The sequence below is a fragment of the Bradyrhizobium betae genome (assembly GCF_050632175.1).
GTDB lineage: Bacteria > Pseudomonadota > Alphaproteobacteria > Rhizobiales > Xanthobacteraceae > Bradyrhizobium > Bradyrhizobium betae_B.
Map to the genome: position 1 here is coordinate 1,064,753 of NZ_CP192576.1, position 18,789 is coordinate 1,083,541.

Consider the following 18,789-nt stretch of genomic DNA (forward strand, 5'->3'; position numbering starts at 1 on the left):
CGTTGCGGCGCCCTCACCTCGTGCTCTTCAGCCGATCCGCCATGCGCTCGGCGATGGCGACCGTCGTCAAATGAGTGTTGGCGCGCGGGACCTCCGGCATGATCGAGGCATCGATCACGCGCAGTCCCGTGCATCCGATCACCCGGCATTCGGGATCGACGACCGAACGCGCATCGTCCGGCGCACCCATGCGGCAGGTGCCGCTGGCGTGTTGGGCGTCGCTGCACTCGGCGAACAGCCAGTCATCCAGCTCTGCGTCGCCAAGCGCCTCGTCCATCGAGCGTCCGCTGGCGCCATAGTCGACGCGGTGAGCGATATCGGTCACCGCGGGCTGCAGGCAGATATCACGCAGGCGGCGGACGCCGTCGCGCAGGCGCACCAGATCGCGAGAGTCGGACAGCATGCGCTCTTCGACGATCGGATCGATCGTGGGGTCGGTCGTGACGATGCGGACGTGGCCTTGGCTGAAGGCCTGATAGACGGAGACGGCGATGCGCCCGAGCGTTACCTCCGCCATCGATTGCTGCGAGCGGGCAAGATTGCCGGCGATCATGATCATGTCGTTGTCGCCGGCGTCTGCGAGGCCGGACGAGTAGCGCAGGCAGCAATTGGTGTGCCGGTGCATCAGCGTGTTGACCTGGCTGCCGTCGCGCAAATGCAGCAATGCGTTGACGATGGGGTGGTCGAGCAGGTTCTCGCCCACCGGCAAATCCGCGCGGATCGGGATGCCGAGCATCTCCAGCAGCGCGGCAGGCCCGATGCCGGAGCGTTGCAGGATGGCCGGCGAATGGATGGCGCCGGCGCAGAGGATAACCTCACGCGTCGCGCGGGGCGTATAGGATTGGCCGTTCACGCGGACCAGGACGCCGCTGGCGTGCAGCCGGTTGCCTTCGAAGGTGATGGTGTCGACCAGGGCATGACCGACGATGTCGAGGTTGGCCCGACCGCGCGCCGGCTCCAGGTAACCGTCATTGGTGGAGATCCGCAGCCCGCCATCGCTGTTGATGGCATAAGGCGAGACGCCGGTGCCATCGGGCGCGTTGTGATCTTCGCACCAGCCATAGCCGAGGCTGAGTGCCGACGAGCGCAGCGCCCTGTCGACATTGCCCCAATCCGGAATCGGAGCCCGATACACCGGGATCGGACCGCTATCGCCGTGATAGGGTGCGTCGGCGAAATTCTTGTCGGTTTCGAGCTTGCAGAAATAGGGCAGCATCTCGTCCCATGACCAGCCGGTGCAGCCCGCGGCCGCCCAGCGGTCGATGTCTTCAGGGACGGCGCGGATCGCGATCTGGCCATTGATCGTCGAACTGCCGCCCATGGCGCGGCCACGCCAGAGCAGCAGCGGCTGCTGCCGCTCGGTGCGTCGCGCCAGCAGCTTCGGCCAGCGGAAGTCGTCATCGCCGATGGCGCGCATTGGGTTCGGAATCCGAATGTGCTCCGGCGTGGTCGCGGTTCGCAGATCCTGCCCCGCCTCCAGCAATAGCACACGGTGAGCGGGGTCTTCGCTGAGGCGCGCCGCCAGCGTCGCTCCGGCGGAACCTCCACCGATGATGATCGTGTCGTATTCCTGTTCAATCACGTCTGGTCACATCCTCTGATCGCTCTCGACGGTCAGCTGCCAGCTATGTGTCGCAGCGTGATCCGCGTCAACTCGGAAGGACGCCCGAGCCGCAGCGCAAAGCCCGGCCACAGCGCGGTGCCATTGTTGACGTAGAGCGTCATCCCGCCGACATCGTAACGACCCGAGACGAAGCCGGCGTTTGCGGGTGCGGCCAATCGATCGATCCCCCAGATCAGCCCTCCGTGCGTATGCCCCGACAGTTGCAGGGCTACGCCGCGTTCGGCGGCATGCCGCGCGTCGCTCGGCTGGTGGTCAAGCAGGATGACGGGGGCGCCCTCGGGGATGCCCCGGAGGACCGCGTCAAGGTCGCGCACGGGATGCCCTCCCCGGCGCGACGCCCGGTCGGTGATGCCCGCGAGGAACAGCTTGCCACCCTCGCGCTCGATGACGATATGCCTGTTTTCGAGCGACAGCAGACCGAGCGCTGCGTAGTGCGCCATCCACCCCTCGTAGCCAAAGATGTATTCGTGATTTCCCGAGATCACGAAGACGCCATCAGGCGCCTGCAAATCCCGCAACGGCTCGATGTCGGTGCGTCGCGCGTCGGGCGTCCCGTCGATCAGATCTCCCGTGATCGCGATCAGGTCAACGCCGAGCTTGTTCGATCGCTCGACGACGGTGCGTGCCCACGAAGCGGGAAACAACCGGCTGATGTGAAGATCGGTCAGCTGCAAAATGGTGTAACCGTCGAATTGCCGCGGTAGTCCGGCGATCCCGATTTCGATGTCTTTCAGCGGCGGAATCCGCATGGCCTGATGAACGCCGATCGCGGCCGCGACGGTGGCCAGCGCAGCCAGTCCGTAGCGGACATCGTCGGGCGCGCTCACGACGCCACCATTGAAGGGGATGGCGAGCAGAAGTCCCGCATCGAGCGCCAGTTGCAGCAACGCCAGCAGAACGATTGCGCCGAACGCCCAATTGAAGAGGGCGACCACTGGTCGTGGAAACTCGGGGGAAAACACCGAGCCCGACGAGAGCTTGCTCCACCGGTGAAACTGCAATGCAACGAGTGCGAGCGCGGCGGCCACGATCTTGGCCCAGAGCGGCAAATCCATCGGCCATAGGAAGCGGGTCAGGATCAGCAGATAGATCAGGCCGAATATGAGTTGGGGAATCGGTTTTCTCCGTAGGGTCGGTACGCTTAGTTACACGAAGGCAGCGACGCCGCGAGCTCTCCGCAGCCGTTGGTCGTTTCTTCTCGCGAGCGGCGATCGAACAGAAACAATCATCTATCGACCGACGCGCATTTGCAACGCGGTTCCATTGCCCCGGGTTCGAACAACTCGCATTTATGGAGTGCTCTTCGTGACGATTTTTGCCAGCGACGTTCCTGCGAAAGGCACGCGCGGCCGACCCGCCGAACATCAATTAAGGATTCCTGCCTTGCGCTTCGTCAGATCTCTACGCTTCCTCGCCGCTTCCATTGTGACCGCTTCGATGCTGATGAGCGCGAGCGGCGCAAGTGCCGCAGCGGCCTGGCCGAACCGGACGATCAAACTGATCGTGCCGTTTCCTCCCGGCGGCGCCGCGGATACCGTCGCGCGCGTTTACGCCGACAAGCTGAGCGAAGCGCTCAAGCAGCCCGTCGTGATCGAGAACAAGGCGGGCGCCGGCACTGCAATTGCCGCCGAAGCCGTCGCCGGCGCCTATCCCGATGGCTATACGTTGTCGCTGGCTCCCGCCGGCCAGCTCACCATCCTGCCGCACATCAACAAGGAGATCAGGTACGATCCCTTCAAGAGCTTCGCGCCGATATCGAACCTGGCGACGGTCCCCTACGTGCTGGCAGCCAGCCCGGACACGCCGGCCTCGACAGCCACAGAACTCGTCGCCGCGGCGAACAAGGATCCCGGCAGGCTGACCTATTCGTCCTGCGGTCCCGGGACGCTGTGCCATCTGAGCGGCGAACTGTTCCAGAACCAAACCGGAGCGAAGCTGCTGCACGTGCCGTTCAAGGGCAGCGCGCCGGCGGTGAATGCCCTTTTGGGCAACGTCGTCAATCTGTCGTTCGACACGCTCACCGTGCTCGCGCCGCAGATCCGCGACGGCAAGGTGAAAGGCCTCCTCGTCACCAGCCGCGAGCGGTCGCCGCAGCTTCCCGACGTCCCCACCGCGGCCGAAGCCGGCGTGTCGGACTTCGTCGTCGATTCCTGGTTCGGCCTGGTCGCGCCCGTAGGTACTCCGGCTGAAATCGTCCAGCGATTGAATGCCGAGATCGTCCGCATCGGAGCCGAGCCCGATGTTCGTGCTCGCCTGGAGGCTCAGGGACTGCGCGTCACCACGTCGACGCCCGAGGCCTTCACGGACACCATCACGGCCGACTACCGCCGCTGGGGCAAGGTCATCAAGGATTCGGGCGTCGAGGTCTTTTGATGTCCGTTGTGGCGTCATCGTACGAACCCTGGCAAAGACGCACGCATCGATGCGTCGAACGTCAGGGCTGCCGTTTCTGATGACGGAATAGCCAATGCCGGCACCAGCATCCTGCGGAAAGCAGTCAGATCACTCGTTGAAGGACGTCGAGGCTATTCTCGATGCGCACTGTCCCGGCCGTGACATTCAGCTTGCCGAAGCGGCCATGCGAACGCGCGCGACAGATTTCGCCGTTAGCCAGGACCATTGGGCCTGATTTATATGGTGGGCGCACCAGGGCCCGAACCTGGGACCTCCTGACTAAGGGTGAGCGACGTACGGTCATAATTTTCCATTGCTGCCTAGTCAGGCGACCGAGACAGCCGCGGCCGCCACACTCCGAGAACGATATTGGCCATAGCAATGGCCAGAAACACCCAAAGCGTCGCGCGGCGCGTCCCCAGTTCGCCGGCCAGCGTGGTGGGATCGATTTCGCCGGCCAACGCTCGCGCGCTTTGTTCCGCTTCCTGCTGGAGTGGCCCAACCACGGAGACAAATCCCCATTCGAAGACGAGGACACCCGTCGCCAGTTTTGCCCATGCCCAGCCCGCGCTGTGAAAGGTCCTGTTCACGGCCATGGCCAACAGCCCGGCCACCAGAGTGAGCCCGAGTGACGGCATGAAGATCCAGGTGCCCACTGCCCCTGTCGCGATGCTGAGCGGCGCGTATTGCGCGATCGCGTCCGGCCCGGGGGCGTATCCGGCCATGACGAGAAGGCACGCGACCGCGCCGACAACGCCGATCGCTCCCAGCGTGTGAAGAAATTTCATCAACTTCCGCATGATTGACCGGCTTCGCAAAGACCTTGCCTATCGTGCCATCGACCAACCCCAACCCCAACCCCAACGCCAAAATCGGTCGACCAAGGACAGCCGATCAGGCTGCCTTGGCGAGCCCGACCTCCGCCCAGATCAATGCCAAAGCCTGCACCAAATGCTCGATATCCGCATCGGTGTGATGCGGCGATGGCGTGATGCGCAGGCGCTCGGTGCCACGCGGCACGGTCGGGTAGTTGATCGGCTGCACATAGATGCCGTAGCGGTCGATCAGCACGTCGCTGATCTGCTTGCACAGGACAGGGTCGCAGACCATGACCGGCACGATGTGACTGGGATTGTCCAGATGCGCAACCCCCGCCTCGTCGAGCCTCTTGCGCAGCCGCGCGACGCGATTCTGATGCCGCTCGCGTTCCGCCGCGCTCGACTTCAGATGACGGATGCTGGTGAGCGCGCCGGCAGCGACCGCCGGTGGCAGCGACGTGGTGAAGATGAAGCCGGAGGCAAAGCTGCGGATGAAATCGCAAATCGTGGCCGATGCCGCGACATAGCCGCCGATGACGCCGAACGCCTTTGCCAGCGTGCCTTCGATCACGGTCAGGCGATGGCTCACGCCCTCACGGTCGGCAATGCCGCCACCCTTCGGTCCGTACAGGCCGACACCGTGGACCTCGTCGAGATAGGTCATGGCATTGTGGGCTTCGGCGACGTCGCAGAGTTCGGCAATCGGCGCGATATCGCCATCCATCGAGTAGACCGACTCGAAGGCCACCAGCTTCGGCGCATGCGGGTCGAGATCGCTCAGCTTACGCTCGAGATCGCGGGGGTCGTTGTGGGCAAAGATGCGCGTCTCGCTGCGACTGTGCCGGATGCCCTCGATCATCGAGGCGTGATTGAGCTCGTCCGACAGGATGGTGCAGCCTGGCATGCGCGACGCCAGCGTGCTCAGCGACGCCATGTTGGAGACATAGCCCGACGTGAACAGCAGCGCGGATTCCTTGCCGTGCAGGTCGGCCAGTTCCTGCTCCAGCAGCACGTGATAGTGGTTGGTCCCGGCGATGTTGCGCGTGCCGCCGGCCCCTGCGCCGCAACTGTCGAGCGCCTCATGCATCGCCTTCAGCACGGCCGGGTGCTGGCCCATGCCGAGGTAATCGTTCGAGCACCAGACGGTGACTTCGCCGGCGCCATCCGGTTGATGATGCTTTGCGCGGGGAAAGGCGCCTGCCTTGCGTTCGAGATCGGCAAACACGCGATAGCGGCCTTCGCGATGAAGACCTTCGAGCTGCCGGCGAAAATAGGCTTCGTAGTTCATGACGTCCTCCCATTGATCGTTGCCGCCGGCTCGGTACGGATGTTGAGAGCCGTGGTCAGGCCATCCTTTGCCTGTTGTTCGCGGAAACTCTGACGAAACTGGTCTTCGAGCCGCTGCCGCGCGCAGGCTGCCTGTGACGGCCTGGGAGGCGCCGCATCCTGGCGCACATCCGCGAGCAGGACGAGATTCGGCGGCGCAGCGGCGGTCTTGGTGTTTCGTTCCTGTTCCATGGTGGTGTCCTCCGGCGGAAAACCCGAGCGCATGCCCCAGCCCCACAGCGTGATTGCCGGCAGCGGAAGCAGCATGAACCAATGCTCGACAACGCCGAGCGCAAACAACGTCGATACCAGTGTCAGGCCGACGATCTCGAAGGGCGTCACAGCGACCTCGACAATGCGCTGGATCATGATGACGAGGATCGCGGTCGCAAGTGTGACGGAGAGCGGAAAGAAGGCGCTGACCGGCCCGCGCGTGAAGAAGGTCTTCAGGAATCGCACCGCGTCCGGCATCAGTTCGTCGTTGGTGACAGGAACGCCGAGGAAGAGGTTGATCTTGGCGCTTTGCCTGAGCACCCAGAGCGCCGCAAAGGTCCAAAGACCGACCTGGTTGGCACCGTTCCAGGTCAGCGCGGCGACGGCCGCGCCGCACGCGAGCAGCGCGAACTCGTGATAGAGGATGGCCTGCAACGCAAAGCCGAGGCGCGACCGGCCGGTCGCGTTGACCGGGCAAGGCTCCGGCCGCGGCCCGGTCAGCCATCCCGCGAGAAAGGCGATCTCCTGCGCGCCCCAGAGCAGGATCGTGCAGGTGAAGGCCGCATAGGCGCTCCCGACGGTGGTATCGCCGGCGGTCAGCGCGAGGCCGCCGAGCGAGCCTGAGAGCAGCCCGACTGCCAGGAACGCTCGCGACAGTTCGAACCGTCCCGAACGTCCCACCAGCAAAAGCACGGCCCCGGTGCTGAACCACCACACGAAGGCAGCATAAATGGGGGGACCGTGTATGCGGCGATCAACGCACTCTCCTCACCAAGCTGGTTGCAGGCAGATTTCACGTGGCAGCGCGTTCGGCTTCACTGGCAGCAGGAACAGCCTTGCGAATGTCATCGCCGCCTGGGCCGCAAGGCCTGCGCGCTTCACCCTCGAGAGCAAGCCGCCCTGCTCGCGCGCATCCGCCATCGCTTCCGAGATAAGCCGCAAGCGCTCCGAGACCGGCGAGGAAGCGCGGGTTCTCGATATCGATCGTGACCGGAAACACCTGCTTGGAAATCTCGGAGGTAATGCGGAACACCCGCATGTCATACTCCGTCGGGTGCATGCCGAGCGCCTCATGGAACGCGGGGCGCATGTGATCGCGCACGTACATTGTGGCGAACACGGCGAGCAGGAAGAACCGGATCCAGAGCTTGTTGAGGCCGCGCAGTAGCGACGGATCGGCGCGCATCAGCAGCGCAAAGGCCTCGCCGTGGCGGAACTCGTCGTTGCACCACAATTCGAACCAGCGGAAGATCGGATGGAACTGGCGCTCGGGATGCCGCTCCATCTGCCGGTAGATCGTGATGTAGCGGGCATAGCCGATCTTCTCGGACAAATAGGTCGCGTAGAAGATGAACTTGGGACGGAAATAGGTGTACTTCTTCACCTTGGTGAGGAAGCTCAGATCCACCCCGATGCCGTGATCCTTCAGGATTTCGTTGATGAATCCGGCGTGGCGGGCCTCGTCCCGGCTCATGAAGCTGAACAGCTCCTGGATATCCTTGTTCTTGATCCGCTTCTTGATCTCCGCGTAAAGCACGCAGCCCGAGAACTCGGCAGTCAGCGACGAGACCAGGAAATCCTTGAACTCCTTGCGCAGCTCCGGCGGTAGCGATTCAAGGTCGTTCTTGAATTCGTCGGTCTTGACGAAATGCGCCTTGTTGTGATCGGCGCGCAGTTCCTTGATGACCGCGTTCCATTCGGACCGCACCAGGCTGACATCGAGGCGATCCATCGCCTCGTAGTCGGTGGTGTAGAAGCGCGGGCTGAGGATGGTGTCCTCGCGCGCCTTGTCGAGACTTTCGCTGCTGCCCTTGATGCCGGGGCGCGTTTGCAGGCTGCCGTGGGTTCCGCCTTCCATGGGGATCATGTTGCCCTCCCGTCAGAGAAACTGACTTCGTAAAGCTCGGTCAATTCGAGATATCCTTCGATCCGCGCCCGCAGGCGGTCGAGCGGACCGGCACGAACCACGGTCGCGGTCCTGCGCACGACGAGGCGTTCGCCGAAGGCGACCCCGGTCGGCGCATCATGGACCCTCACCTCGTCGCCGGGCTCGATCGCGATGTCGCCATCGAGCACGACATGGGCATGCAGCGTCTCCGAGGTCTGCTCGATCTCGACCGTGCAGGCCACGTCGAACGCTTTTCGGGTACCGCTCCAGAGCATTGTCATGACGTGCTCCCCTTCAGGGTCATCAGCCGGGCAAAGGCCGCTGTATTGGCCGATCCGAAGGCGTCGAGGTCGATCTGCTTGCCGGTCGATGTGTCCGTCAATGTGATCTGGCCGTTGACGAAACGGGTGACGCGAAATGGCGGTTGCTTGCCGATGTCGCCGAGCTTGCGCTCCCGCGCGAGACCGCGCAGCACGACACGAATGAAGCCGTTGCTGCCCGGCGCCAGCGTATCCACCAATTGCCGGCTGCCGGCGTCGTACACCAGCACCGCGCCGTTGTTGCCGTCCTCGAACTGGAATTCGCGGCTCTCGGCAACCGCCGGCAGCGTCATGTGGACGCCGCCCGTGCCCGTCAATCGCGCCGTCGTCACCGTCGCGAGCGAAAACAGGACGAGGGCCGCGGCCGCGATGATCCCTCCTCTGGGAACGACGGGCTCCTGGATGGCCTGGCTCATGATCGCTCTCCGTTCAGGCGGCTGCGGTCGACGGCGAATTGGCCGTCACACCCGAGACCAGGTTGCGGTTGGCGGATGTCGAGAGCGCGTCCGCCTTCGGAGTGGGCTGCCCGCCCAACGCCTCGGACAGACGGGCCGCAACGATCGCGGCGTCCGGCAATGCGCACAGCATCGGCTCCGGCGCGCGCAGGCGCCACGGACGGATGTGCGGCCACAGCAGCAGGTACGACACGCGTTTGCCGTCCGACACACCCAGCGGAATATCGCCCGTACCGTCACGATGGATCTTCAGGGCGGCGTTGGTGATCCTGTTCAGCGGAATGTTCATCGTCATCGGCAGCGCGACGCCGAACTGGAACAGGACGCGCTTGCTGGTGAGCGTGTAGCAGGTGGCGCGGCGGAACAGCCACGCGAGGCCGGCAAGCACGGCGATCGCGCTGATCGCGGGAGCGATCAACCACAGCGCCGAAATGATTGCATCTCGGGCCGGTACACTCTGCGACCAGTTCGACCACAGCCGCCACGCCAGCAGGACGCCGAAATAGATCGCGACCTCGCGGATGTGAAACGAGCGTAGCGCCAGCCCTTTGAAGCTGGGTTTACCCTGCCAGATCACGCGCTCGCCGACCGGGAGCTGTGCGGGCAGCTCCTTGAACTGCGAATTGAACTGTTGGTGATCCTGTTTCACAGCAGCGGCTCCTGGCGCGCCGGCGTGGCGTAGAGTGTACCCGCGCCGTAATATCCGACGATGCGATCTTCCTCGAGCTTGGTCACCTGATCCGGACTCTTCGTCTCCGGGACGTTGGCGAACTGGCTGCCGAGGATGGCGTCGACCCAGACCCGGTTGCGGTAACGGTCGATCTTGGCGAACGGCACCGGCAGCAGCACGCGCTTGACTCCGCCGATGATCGGGACCTCCACTTCAAGATAGCGGATAAGGGCCTCGGCACGATCGACCCAGACGTCGGTGACGATGCCGCCGGGTTCGCTGTCCGCACCATTCACGCGCATACCGCGCGGATCGGGGTCGCGCGGCTCCAGATAGGTGCCTTCGGCAACGCGCAGCGGAACGATGCAGGGGATGTTTTCCATCGTCAGTTCGGGAACGTCTTCGCGATTGGCGTAGGACCCCGGCCCGACACCATCGAGCATCGGATTTCCGGTCGGCTCCGCCGGAGCGCCCGGCCACACCGCGATCGGCGCCAACGCGACGTCGGGGCGATCGTTCTTGTGGTTCGGCAGCGTCGCGGTGTGCCCGTCCCGCAAGAGATAAGTCTTGGGATCGGGCATGCGCGGAAAGCCGTGCGCGACCCCGCCGTTGATCCCGGTCGATTCGAGCGGATAACCCTCGCGCTTGTCCTCGCGGCGAAGATAGAAGATCAAACCGGCGAAGAATATCCAGAAGACGTAGAGCGTGACCTGTGCCAGGTCCATATACGCGTCGGGCTGCATGGGCGACCTCCCTGTCGTCGACTAGCCTGGAAATTCCGCCAGGCCGAACTTCGTGGATGGCTGCGGAAAGCTAGCCCGTGCCGAACGCACGAGCGGACCGATCGCAACCAGAGTGGCGAACAACAACGCAATTTCGATGTGGTAGACGACGCTGTATCCGATCGACGGACCCGTCAGCGCACGGCCGAGCGCGCCGCTCGACGCCAGCGAGGTCACGGCATCGCGAATGCCGCCGCCGAGAGCAATCCCGCCGCCAGCCGCGGTCGCCTGCACGGCGCCCCAGGTGCCCAGCGCCAACCCGCTTTCACCGTCGCGTGCCAGCGCCATCGCGGCAGTCAGCGTTCCCGCGGCAAACAGTCCGCCGCCGAAACCGATCAGCGCGGTGCCGATCCGAAACAACAGAACCGAGCCCAGGGGCGCGGCGAAGATCACCGCGGCGAACGCGAACACGCCTGCTACCGCGCCGAAGCCGGCGATGCGATAGGGATCGGCGTTGCGTCCCAGGGTCCTGGCGGCAAGGCCAAATCCGGCCAGCGTGCCCAGCGCGAAGAACGCCGTGAGGGCCGTGGTCTGGCCTACGGTCAGCTTGAGGATCTCGGCGCCGTAAGGCTCAAGCAGAATGTCCTGCATCGAGAATGCCGAGGTGCCGAGCGCCACAGCGACGAGGACGCGGATCGATCCACCCGCGTTGCGAAACCTAGCCCACGAGTGCTGGAATTCGGGCCGCTCGCGCGCAGCCGACGTCAGCGCGGGATTGCGCGCTTCCTGCTTCCACAGGGCAGCGATGTTGAGCAGCAATTGCGTGACGGCAACGCCTTGAATAACCTGGATCAGGCGGATCTCGTTGAAATTGCGCAGCAGCTCGCTGAAGATCAACGCACTGCCGGCCATTCCGAATAGCAGCATCACATAGAGGAACGCCACCACGCGCGGCCGCGCACCGGCCGGCGCCAGGTCGGTCGCGAGCGCGAGACCCGCCGTCTGGGCCGTGTGCATGCCGGCGCCGACCAGCAGAAAGGCGAGCGCGGCACCGAATTGTCCGTAGACCGCGGGATACTCGCCGGTGCCGGACAGCACGAGCAGCGCAAACGGCAGGATCGCGAAGCCGCCGAATTGGATCAGCGTCCCCATCCAGATATAGGGCACCCTGCGCCATCCCAGCACCGAGCGGTGATTGTCGGACTTGAAGCCGATCAGAACGCGGAACGGCGCGAACACCAGCGGGATCGACACCATCAGCGAGACCAAGAGCGTGGAAACGCCGAGCTCGACAATCATGACGCGGTTGAGCGTGCCGTTCAGCAGCACGATTGAAATACCGGTCGACACCTGGAACAGCGACAGACGCAGCAGCCGTCCGAGCGGAAGCTCCGTCGTTGCCGCGTCGGCAAACGGAAGGAAGCGGGTCCCGATCCGCATCCAGCCTTTTGCCAGGGTCGACGAAATCCGCGTCATCGAGGCATCATCTCCAAAGCCTGGGACTTGTAGAATCCGCTGGCGACGCGATGGCTGCGACCGAGTTGCCAGCGCTCGAGGCCTTCCTCCGATGACAGCAACCGCCGCAATTTCTGTTCCCCAACGGGTTCGATCGCTGGTGCGCGATCGCCACGCGGGAAAAGACGGCCGACCGCGTGCATCACGGCCAGCGCGGGCGTTTTCGGCGCGAACGTCACCAACAGCGCCTCGGCGGTCCGGTTCGCCAGTCCCGCCATGATCCGACAGGTGTCGGCCGGGCGATAATGGATCAGCGAGTCCATCGCGACGACGAAGTCGAACTTGCCAAGTTTGGGATCGAGCATGTCGCCGGACCGGAATTCGATAGCGGAAGAATTGAGGTCCGACGGCAGCCGATCCTGCGCCACCGACACCAGTGTGGGCGACAGATCGATCGCGACCACGCGCGCGCCGCGCCGCGCGGCTTCGATCGACAAAGCACCGGTGCCGCATCCGGCGTCGAGCAGCCGCGCGCCGCTCATGTTCTGAGGCAGCCAGGACAGCAATGTGTTGCGCATCTCGTCGCGGCCCGCGCGGACGGTCGCCCTGATGCGGCCGACCGGGGCATCGGACGTCAGTTTGGCCCAGGCATCGACCGCAGTTCGGTCGAAATAGGTCTTGAGCTCGCCACGCCGTTCCAGATAGGTTGCAATCGACATCAGTCGAACCCCAGCAGATCGAAGATTTCACGGTCTTTCAGCGACTTCCCCGGCGACGGCTCGATCGTTCCAGCCCAGAGCCCGGCGGCCAGCCGCATGTATTCGTCGGTGACGGCCTTCAGTTCCGGCGTCTCGTCCATTTCGAACAGCGTCGATTTCTTCAGGCGGCTTTTGCGGATGACGTCGAGGTCCGGGAAATGCGCGACCCGTCTCAACCCGGCCTGCTCGCTGTAGCGATCGATCTGGTCGGTATCCTTGCTGCGATTGGCGATTACGCCTCCGAGCCGGACGCCGTAGTTCTTCGATTTGGCCTCGATGGCGGCGACGATGCGGTTCATCGCGAAGATCGAGTCGAAATCATTAGCGGCGACGATCAGCGCGCGGTCGGAGTGTTGCAAGGGTGCGGCAAAGCCGCCGCAGACGACGTCGCCGAGCACGTCGAAGATCACCACGTCGGTGTCTTCGAGCAGATGGTGCTCCTTCAGGAGCTTCACGGTCTGGCCCACGACGTAACCGCCGCAGCCGGTACCTGCCGGAGGCCCGCCGGCCTCCAAGCACATCACGCCGTTATAGCCTTCGAACACGAAGTCCTCGGGGCGAAGTTCCTCGGCGTGAAAGTTCACGGATTCAAGTACGTCGATTACGGTCGGGACCAGCCGCTTGGTCAGCGTGAAGGTCGAGTCGTGCTTGGGATCGCAGCCGATCTGGAGCACACGCTTGCCGAGCTTGGAAAATGCGACCGACAGGTTCGACGATGTCGTGCTTTTGCCAATGCCGCCCTTGCCGTACACCGAGAACACTTTCGCGGCACCGATCTTGAGCTTGGGATCGAGCTGGACCTGCACGCTGCCCTCGCCGTCGCCGCAGCAGGACGGGCTCTTGAGCGACGATGGTTTGGTCTGGATATTCATGCGGCAACTCCCACGCCTTCGAGGCGGTCTTCGAGCTCTTCGCCTGCCCTGCGCAGGACATCGAGCATCTCCGGATCGGGCGACCAGTATTTGCGTTCGTGCGCTTCGATCAGGCGGTTCGCGACCTTTGCGGACGCGACTGGATTGAGCGAGGCCAGGCGCTCGCGCATTTCGGGGTCGAGCATGAAAGTTTCGGTGAGCTGCCGGTAGACCCAGGGCGCGACCTCGCCGGTCGTGGCCGACCAGCCCATGGTGTTGGTCACGTGCTCCTCGATCTGGCGGACGCCCTCATAGCCGTGCTTGAGCATGCCCTCGTACCATTTCGGATTGAGCATCCGCGTCCGCGTTTCCAGTGCGACCTGCTCCGACAGCGTCCGAACCGTGCCCGCGCCACGGGTCTGGTCGCCGATATAGACCGGCGCCGACAGGCCGCCCTTGGCCATCCGCACGGCGCGGCTGATGCCGCCCAGCGTATCGAAATAATGATCCACGGTGGTCACGCCGAGCTCGACCGAGTCGAGATTTTGATAGGCGAGATCGACGGTGGCGAGCGCGTTCTTCAACAGCGCGGTCTGCTGCACCGGCTGCCCTTTGAGGCCGTAGGCAAAACTCTTGCGGCGGGTATAGGTCTCGGCCAGTTCGTCCTCGTTGTCCCACCGGCCGTTCTCGACGAGATGGTTGACGTTCGAGCCATAGGCGCCGTCGGCATTGCCGAAGACGCGCAAGGACGCCGTTTCCAGGTCGCAATTGTTGGCGAGTTGAAACGCAAGCGCGTGCTTGCGAACGAAATTCCGTTCGACCGGTTCATCGGCGGACGCGGCCAGGAAGCAGGCCTCGGCCAGCAGCTTGATCTGCAGCGGCAGCAGGTCGCGGAAGATGCCTGACATGGTGATGATCACGTCGATACGCGGACGGCTCAGCTGATCGAGCGGGATCAATTCAGCGCCGGTCAGGCGGCCATAGCCGTCAAAGCGCGGTCTTGCCCCGAGCAAGGCCAGCGCCTGCCCGATCGGCGCGCCCTCGTTCTTGAGGTTGTCTGTGCCCCACAGCACGATCGCGACCGATTCCGGAATCCCGTGTCCTTCGCCGGCATGCTTGTCGATCAGCCGCTGCGCCTGGTGTGCTCCGTCCTGCACCGCAAAGGCGCTCGGAATCCGGAACGGATCGAAGCCATGCAGATTGCGCCCCGTGGGGAGGATCGCTGGAGTCCGCAGGAGATCGCCGCCAGGCGCGGGACGGATGAATTTGCCGTCCAGCGCATGCAGGATCGCCGGCAGTTCATGATCCTGCTGAAGGATGCGGTCGATGCCGGCCAACTCGGTGTACAGCGACAGCGTAGCGGCGTCCCTGGCGGCCAGCGCTTCGGGCGCCTCGCCCGTGACCAACTGCTCGATAACCGATTTATGCGGGCGCGCGCCGTGCGAGGCGTCGGCGACCGCTTGCAGCATCTCGACGCGCTGTTCGACCGATGGCGTTTCACCAACGACGTGCAGGCCATGCGGGATCAGGGTGTATTCGAGCTCGAGCACGGCTTGCGACAATTTGCCGACGGCCTTGGCCGGATTCATCCACGCGGGCTCGGCCTCGGTCAGTTCCAGCGCACCGGCCTGCGCCTGAATCAATGTTGCGAGATCGCCGCGCTCGGCATCCTGATCCGGAGCAAGGCCCCGCCAGCGCTCGATCGAAGCCTTAAGCTCAAGCAGACCCTTGTAGAGCCCGGCATGGGCGACCGGCGGCGTCAGATAGCTGATCAGTGTCGCCGCCGAACGGCGCTTGGCGATCGTGCCCTCGGACGGATTGTTCGAGGCATAGAGATAGAGGTTCGGCAGGTCGCCGATCATGCGGTCCGGCCAGCATGCGCCGGACAGACCGGCCTGCTTGCCTGGCATGAATTCGAGCGCCCCATGGGTGCCGAAATGCAGCACCGCGCAGGCGCCGAAATCTTCGCGCAGCCAGCGGTAGAAGGCCGAGAAGGCATGCGTCGGCGCAAAGCCCTTCTCGAACAACAGCCGCATCGGATCGCCCTCGTAGCCGAATGCAGGCTGTATCCCGACGAAGACATTGCCGAAGCGCTCACCGAGCACGAAGATCGAGCCGCCGTCGCTCTGCTGCTTGCCGGGCGCGGGTCCCCACTGCGCCTCGATTTGACGCAGCCATTTTTCGGTCCGAACGTGATCACCAGCGGAAACTCTGGCGTGGACGTTGGCATCCGCGCCGAAACGGGCGGCATTGCCGACCACGATACGTTCACGCAAAGCGTCGGCGTTTTCGGGAACCTCGACCTGATAGCCTTCGCGCTTCATTGCCGAGAGCGTGCGATGAAGCGATTCGAACACCGACAGGAACGCCGCGGTGCCGGTGTTGCCGGCATTCGGCGGGAAATTGAACAAGACGATCGCGACCTTGCGATCCCGCCGTTCCGAGCGTCGCGTCGCGACCAGTCTTGCCGTGCGCGCCGCCAGCATGTCAGCGCGTTCGCTGCACACGTGCATTTCGCCGCCGGTCGCGGCCGGTGCGAAAATGCAAGCGCGCTCGCAGCCGGTGCAGGGAGCACCTGCCCCGTCGGAGCGACCGCCATAGACCATCGGTCCCGCAGCACCGTCGAGCTCGGGGATCGCCACCATAATGGTGCTCTCCACCGGCATCAGGCCACGATCCGAAGCCCCCCATTGTTCCAATGTCTGGAATTCGACGGGATGCGCCGACAGATAGGGCACGTCGAGTTGAGCGAGAATGTCCTCGGCCGCCCGGGAGTCATTGTAGGCGGGACCACCGACCAGCGAAAATCCGGTGAGCGAGACGACCGCATCGACCGCGCTGCGGCCTTCCTTCATGAAGAAGCGCTCGATCGCCGGCCGCTGGTCGAGCCCGCTGGCGAAGGCGGGGATCACACGCAGCCCCCTCGCCTCGAATGCGGCGATCACGCCATCGTAGTGACCGGCATTTCCGGCGAGCAGATAGGAGCGCAACAACAGGAGGCCGACGGTGCCGCGCTCGCCGGCCGGGACAGGCAGTCGATCTGCGGTATCGGCGATGCGACCCTTGAGGCGCGGGTGGTAGACGCCGATATCGGCATAGTCGACCGGCGCCTCGGCCTTGACGATGCCGCGCAGGCCGCGGCGCGGACCGTCCGCATAGCGATCGACCAACAGGCGTATCATATTGGCGATGTTCTGCTCGGAGCCGGCCAGCCAATATTGCAGCGTCAGGAAATAGGCGCGCATGTCCTGGGCGGTGCCCGGGATGAAGCGCAGCAGCTTCGGCAGCTGCCGCAGCATCTTCATCTCGCCCTTCCCGCCGGGGCTACCTTTGCGATTACCACGCAGCTTCTTGAGCCATGCGATGGCGCCGAGGGCCTCACCGCTCATGTCGAACTTACCGACGCGCGTGAGCTTGACGATATCCGCCGCCGACATGCAGCAGATCATCGCGTCGCAATCATTGCGTCGGGCAACGAGTGCCGGCATCACGAGGCGAACATGGTCGTCGAGAAACAGCATCGTAGCGATCACGATGTCACCGCGGGCGATGTCGGCCCTGCAAAGATCGAGCGCCGCATCGTCGGTGCCCCATTCGTCCGCGGAATGGACCGCGAGCGTCAGCCCGGGGAAATGTCCCTTCAACAACCTCTCGGCCCGAGCAGCCGCGCCGGACAGGTGACTGTCCATGGTCACGACGACGACCTTCAGAGGCGTCGCGTCAGCGGGCGTAATGCGCTTTGGCATCGTAGAGCGTCTCAATGGTTATGGTGGCAACACCGTTTTCATTGGCGAAACGTTCAGTGTTCCGGCGCGCCTTGCCGCGAACGAAGAACGGAATTTTGTGCAGTTCCTTCTCGGCATCGGCCGCCCAGGTCACGCCGGCCAACGTCGCTCCCGGGGACAGCTCGACGGGCTGAACCGGCTTTGCCGCATCGGTCGCCTGATGGCCTGCGCCCAGATGCGAAGGCACAGCCCCGTCCGTGAACTCGAAATCGTCCTTGAACATCGCCAGCAAATGCTCTTCGAGGCCCATCATCAGCGGATGCACCCAGGTATCGAAGATCACGTTGGCACCCTCAAACCCCATCTGCGGCGCATAGCGTGCCGGAAAGTCCTGCACATGCACCGGCGCCGAGATCACGGCGCAGGGAACGCCAAGTCGCTTTGCGATGTGCCGCTCCATCTGCGTCCCCAGCACCAGCTCGGGCTGCAGTTCCGCAACCTTTGCCTCGACTTCCAGATAGTCGTCGGTGATCAGCGGCTCGACGTCATAGCGCTTCGCGGCGTCGCGGATCTCGCGGCCGAACTCACGGCTGTAGGTACCGAGGCCAACGACCTTGAAGCCGAGCTCGTCGGATGCAATGCGCGCGGCGGCAACGGCGTGGGTGGCGTCGCCAAAGATGAAGACACGCTTGCCGGTGAGATAGGTCGAATCGACCGAACGCGAATACCACGGCAGCCGGGTGGAGGCCGAGGCCAGCGTCGACGACGCATCGACGCCAGCAAGCTTTGCGACCTCTTCGGCGAATTCGCGGGTGGCCGAGACGCCGATTGGAATGGTTTTGGTGAAGGGTTGTCCCAACGTCCGTTGCAGCCAGGACGCCGCCTGCCCCGCGATTTCGGGGTAGAGCACGACGTTGAAGTCGGCCTCGCCAAGTCTTGCGATATCGGCCGGTGTCGCCCCCATCGGCGCCGTGACGTTCACGTCGATGCCGAGCTTTGCCAGCAGCGATGTGATCTCGACGATATCGTCGCGATGGCGGAAGCCGAGTGCGGTCGGACCGAGCAGATTGCAACTGGCGCGGACGCCGGCCGCACGACCGGCACGTGCTGTTCCCGGCGCCGGCGCCGACGGCCCTGCGAGTGCACGGACCAGCTGATAGAGCGTTTCAGCCGCGCCCCAGTTCTCCTTGCGCTGATAGGCCGGCAGATCGACGGCCACCACGGGGATCGGGAGATCGAGCGCACGCGCGAGACCACCGGGGTCGTCCTGGATCAACGAGCCGGTGCAGGACGCGCCGACGAGCATCGCCTGCGGCTGGAAACGATCATAGGCGTTTTGGGCCGCGGTCTTGAACAGCTGGGCGGTGTCACCGCCGAGATCGCGGGCGGAAAACGTGGTGTAGGTCACGGGCGGACGCCGGTCGCGGCGCTCGATCATCGTGAACAGCAGATCCGCGTAGGTGTCACCCTGCGGGGCATGCAGGACGTAATGCAGGCCTTCCATTCCCGTCGCGACGCGCATCGCGCCGACGTGGGGAGGTCCTTCATATGTCCATACGGTGAGCTGCAT

General features: G+C 64.3%; 15 protein-coding genes and 1 pseudogene. 1 reads left to right on the forward strand and 15 read right to left on the reverse strand.

Going from position 1 to position 18,789, the window contains the following annotated elements; genetic code table 11:
- Positions 1–13: 13 nt before the first annotated feature.
- Together ACQ86E_RS05375 and ACQ86E_RS05380 are read right to left on the reverse strand one after the other, a co-directional pair.
- Positions 14–1,582 carry a GMC family oxidoreductase gene (locus ACQ86E_RS05375; RefSeq protein WP_431204524.1) on the reverse strand — a complete coding sequence of 523 codons (1,569 nt, stop codon included), beginning with the start codon at positions 1,580–1,582 and terminating at the stop codon, positions 14–16.
- Positions 1,583–1,614: 32 nt separating this feature from the next.
- On the reverse strand, positions 1,615–2,739 hold the full coding sequence (locus ACQ86E_RS05380; protein ID WP_431206406.1) for a metallophosphoesterase: 1,125 nt from the start codon (positions 2,737–2,739) through the stop codon (positions 1,615–1,617).
- Positions 2,740–3,007: 268 nt separating this feature from the next.
- On the opposite strand from ACQ86E_RS05380, the gene ACQ86E_RS05385 reads away from it, so the two are divergent.
- Positions 3,008–3,997: a Bug family tripartite tricarboxylate transporter substrate binding protein gene (locus ACQ86E_RS05385; RefSeq protein WP_431204525.1), complete on the forward strand. Its 990-nt coding sequence runs from the start codon at positions 3,008–3,010 to the stop codon at positions 3,995–3,997.
- A 341-nt stretch (positions 3,998–4,338) separates the two neighbouring features.
- On the opposite strand, the gene ACQ86E_RS05390 is transcribed toward ACQ86E_RS05385, so the two are convergent.
- The 13 genes and pseudogenes from ACQ86E_RS05390 to bchB all read right to left on the reverse strand — a co-directional run bounded on the left by ACQ86E_RS05390 (position 4,339) and on the right by bchB (position 18,789).
- Positions 4,339–4,818 carry a hypothetical protein gene (locus tag ACQ86E_RS05390; RefSeq protein WP_431204526.1) on the reverse strand — a complete coding sequence of 160 codons (480 nt, stop codon included), beginning with the start codon at positions 4,816–4,818 and terminating at the stop codon, positions 4,339–4,341.
- A gap of 94 nt (positions 4,819–4,912) precedes the next feature.
- On the reverse strand, positions 4,913–6,124 hold the full coding sequence (gene hemA / locus ACQ86E_RS05395; protein ID WP_431204527.1) for a 5-aminolevulinate synthase: 1,212 nt from the start codon (positions 6,122–6,124) through the stop codon (positions 4,913–4,915).
- Positions 6,121–7,092, reverse strand: coding sequence for a putative photosynthetic complex assembly protein PuhE (gene puhE / locus ACQ86E_RS05400; protein ID WP_431204528.1), 972 nt, complete (start codon positions 7,090–7,092; stop codon positions 6,121–6,123). The genes hemA and puhE overlap by 4 nt, the downstream gene beginning before the upstream one ends.
- Before the next feature lie 51 nt (positions 7,093–7,143).
- A pseudogene (gene acsF, locus ACQ86E_RS05405) lies at positions 7,144–8,242 on the reverse strand (magnesium-protoporphyrin IX monomethyl ester (oxidative) cyclase).
- Complete coding sequence (locus ACQ86E_RS05410; RefSeq protein WP_431204529.1) at positions 8,239–8,544, reverse strand: hypothetical protein; 306 nt, start codon at positions 8,542–8,544, stop codon at positions 8,239–8,241. Before ACQ86E_RS05410 ends, acsF begins: the two are co-directional and overlap by 4 nt.
- Positions 8,541–8,999 (reverse strand): photosynthetic complex assembly protein PuhC, encoded by a 459-nt coding sequence (puhC, locus tag ACQ86E_RS05415; RefSeq protein WP_431204530.1) that lies wholly within the window; start codon positions 8,997–8,999, stop codon positions 8,541–8,543. The genes ACQ86E_RS05410 and puhC overlap by 4 nt, the downstream gene beginning before the upstream one ends.
- 13 nt (positions 9,000–9,012) lie before the next feature.
- A complete protein-coding gene (gene puhB / locus ACQ86E_RS05420) occupies positions 9,013–9,687 on the reverse strand; it encodes a photosynthetic complex putative assembly protein PuhB (RefSeq protein WP_431204531.1) in 675 nt (224 codons plus the stop codon).
- Complete coding sequence (puhA, locus tag ACQ86E_RS05425) at positions 9,684–10,451, reverse strand: photosynthetic reaction center subunit H (RefSeq protein WP_431204532.1); 768 nt, start codon at positions 10,449–10,451, stop codon at positions 9,684–9,686. Before puhA ends, puhB begins: the two co-directional genes overlap by 4 nt.
- Before the next feature lie 21 nt (positions 10,452–10,472).
- The gene (locus ACQ86E_RS05430) at positions 10,473–11,906 is read right to left on the reverse strand and encodes an MFS transporter (protein WP_431204533.1); all 1,434 of its coding nucleotides are present in this window, start codon (positions 11,904–11,906) and stop codon (positions 10,473–10,475) included.
- A complete protein-coding gene (bchM, locus tag ACQ86E_RS05435; RefSeq protein WP_431204534.1) occupies positions 11,903–12,604 on the reverse strand; it encodes a magnesium protoporphyrin IX methyltransferase in 702 nt (233 codons plus the stop codon). The genes ACQ86E_RS05430 and bchM overlap by 4 nt, the downstream gene beginning before the upstream one ends.
- Positions 12,604–13,515: a ferredoxin:protochlorophyllide reductase (ATP-dependent) iron-sulfur ATP-binding protein gene (gene bchL, locus ACQ86E_RS05440; RefSeq protein ID WP_431204535.1), complete on the reverse strand. Its 912-nt coding sequence runs from the start codon at positions 13,513–13,515 to the stop codon at positions 12,604–12,606. The genes bchM and bchL overlap by 1 nt, the downstream gene beginning before the upstream one ends.
- The gene (locus tag ACQ86E_RS05445; RefSeq protein ID WP_431204536.1) at positions 13,512–17,240 is read right to left on the reverse strand and encodes a magnesium chelatase subunit H; all 3,729 of its coding nucleotides are present in this window, start codon (positions 17,238–17,240) and stop codon (positions 13,512–13,514) included. Before ACQ86E_RS05445 ends, bchL begins: the two co-directional genes overlap by 4 nt.
- Positions 17,215–18,789, reverse strand: a complete 1,575-nt coding sequence (gene bchB / locus ACQ86E_RS05450; protein WP_431204537.1) for a ferredoxin:protochlorophyllide reductase (ATP-dependent) subunit B — start codon at positions 18,787–18,789, stop codon at positions 17,215–17,217. Before bchB ends, ACQ86E_RS05445 begins: the two co-directional genes overlap by 26 nt.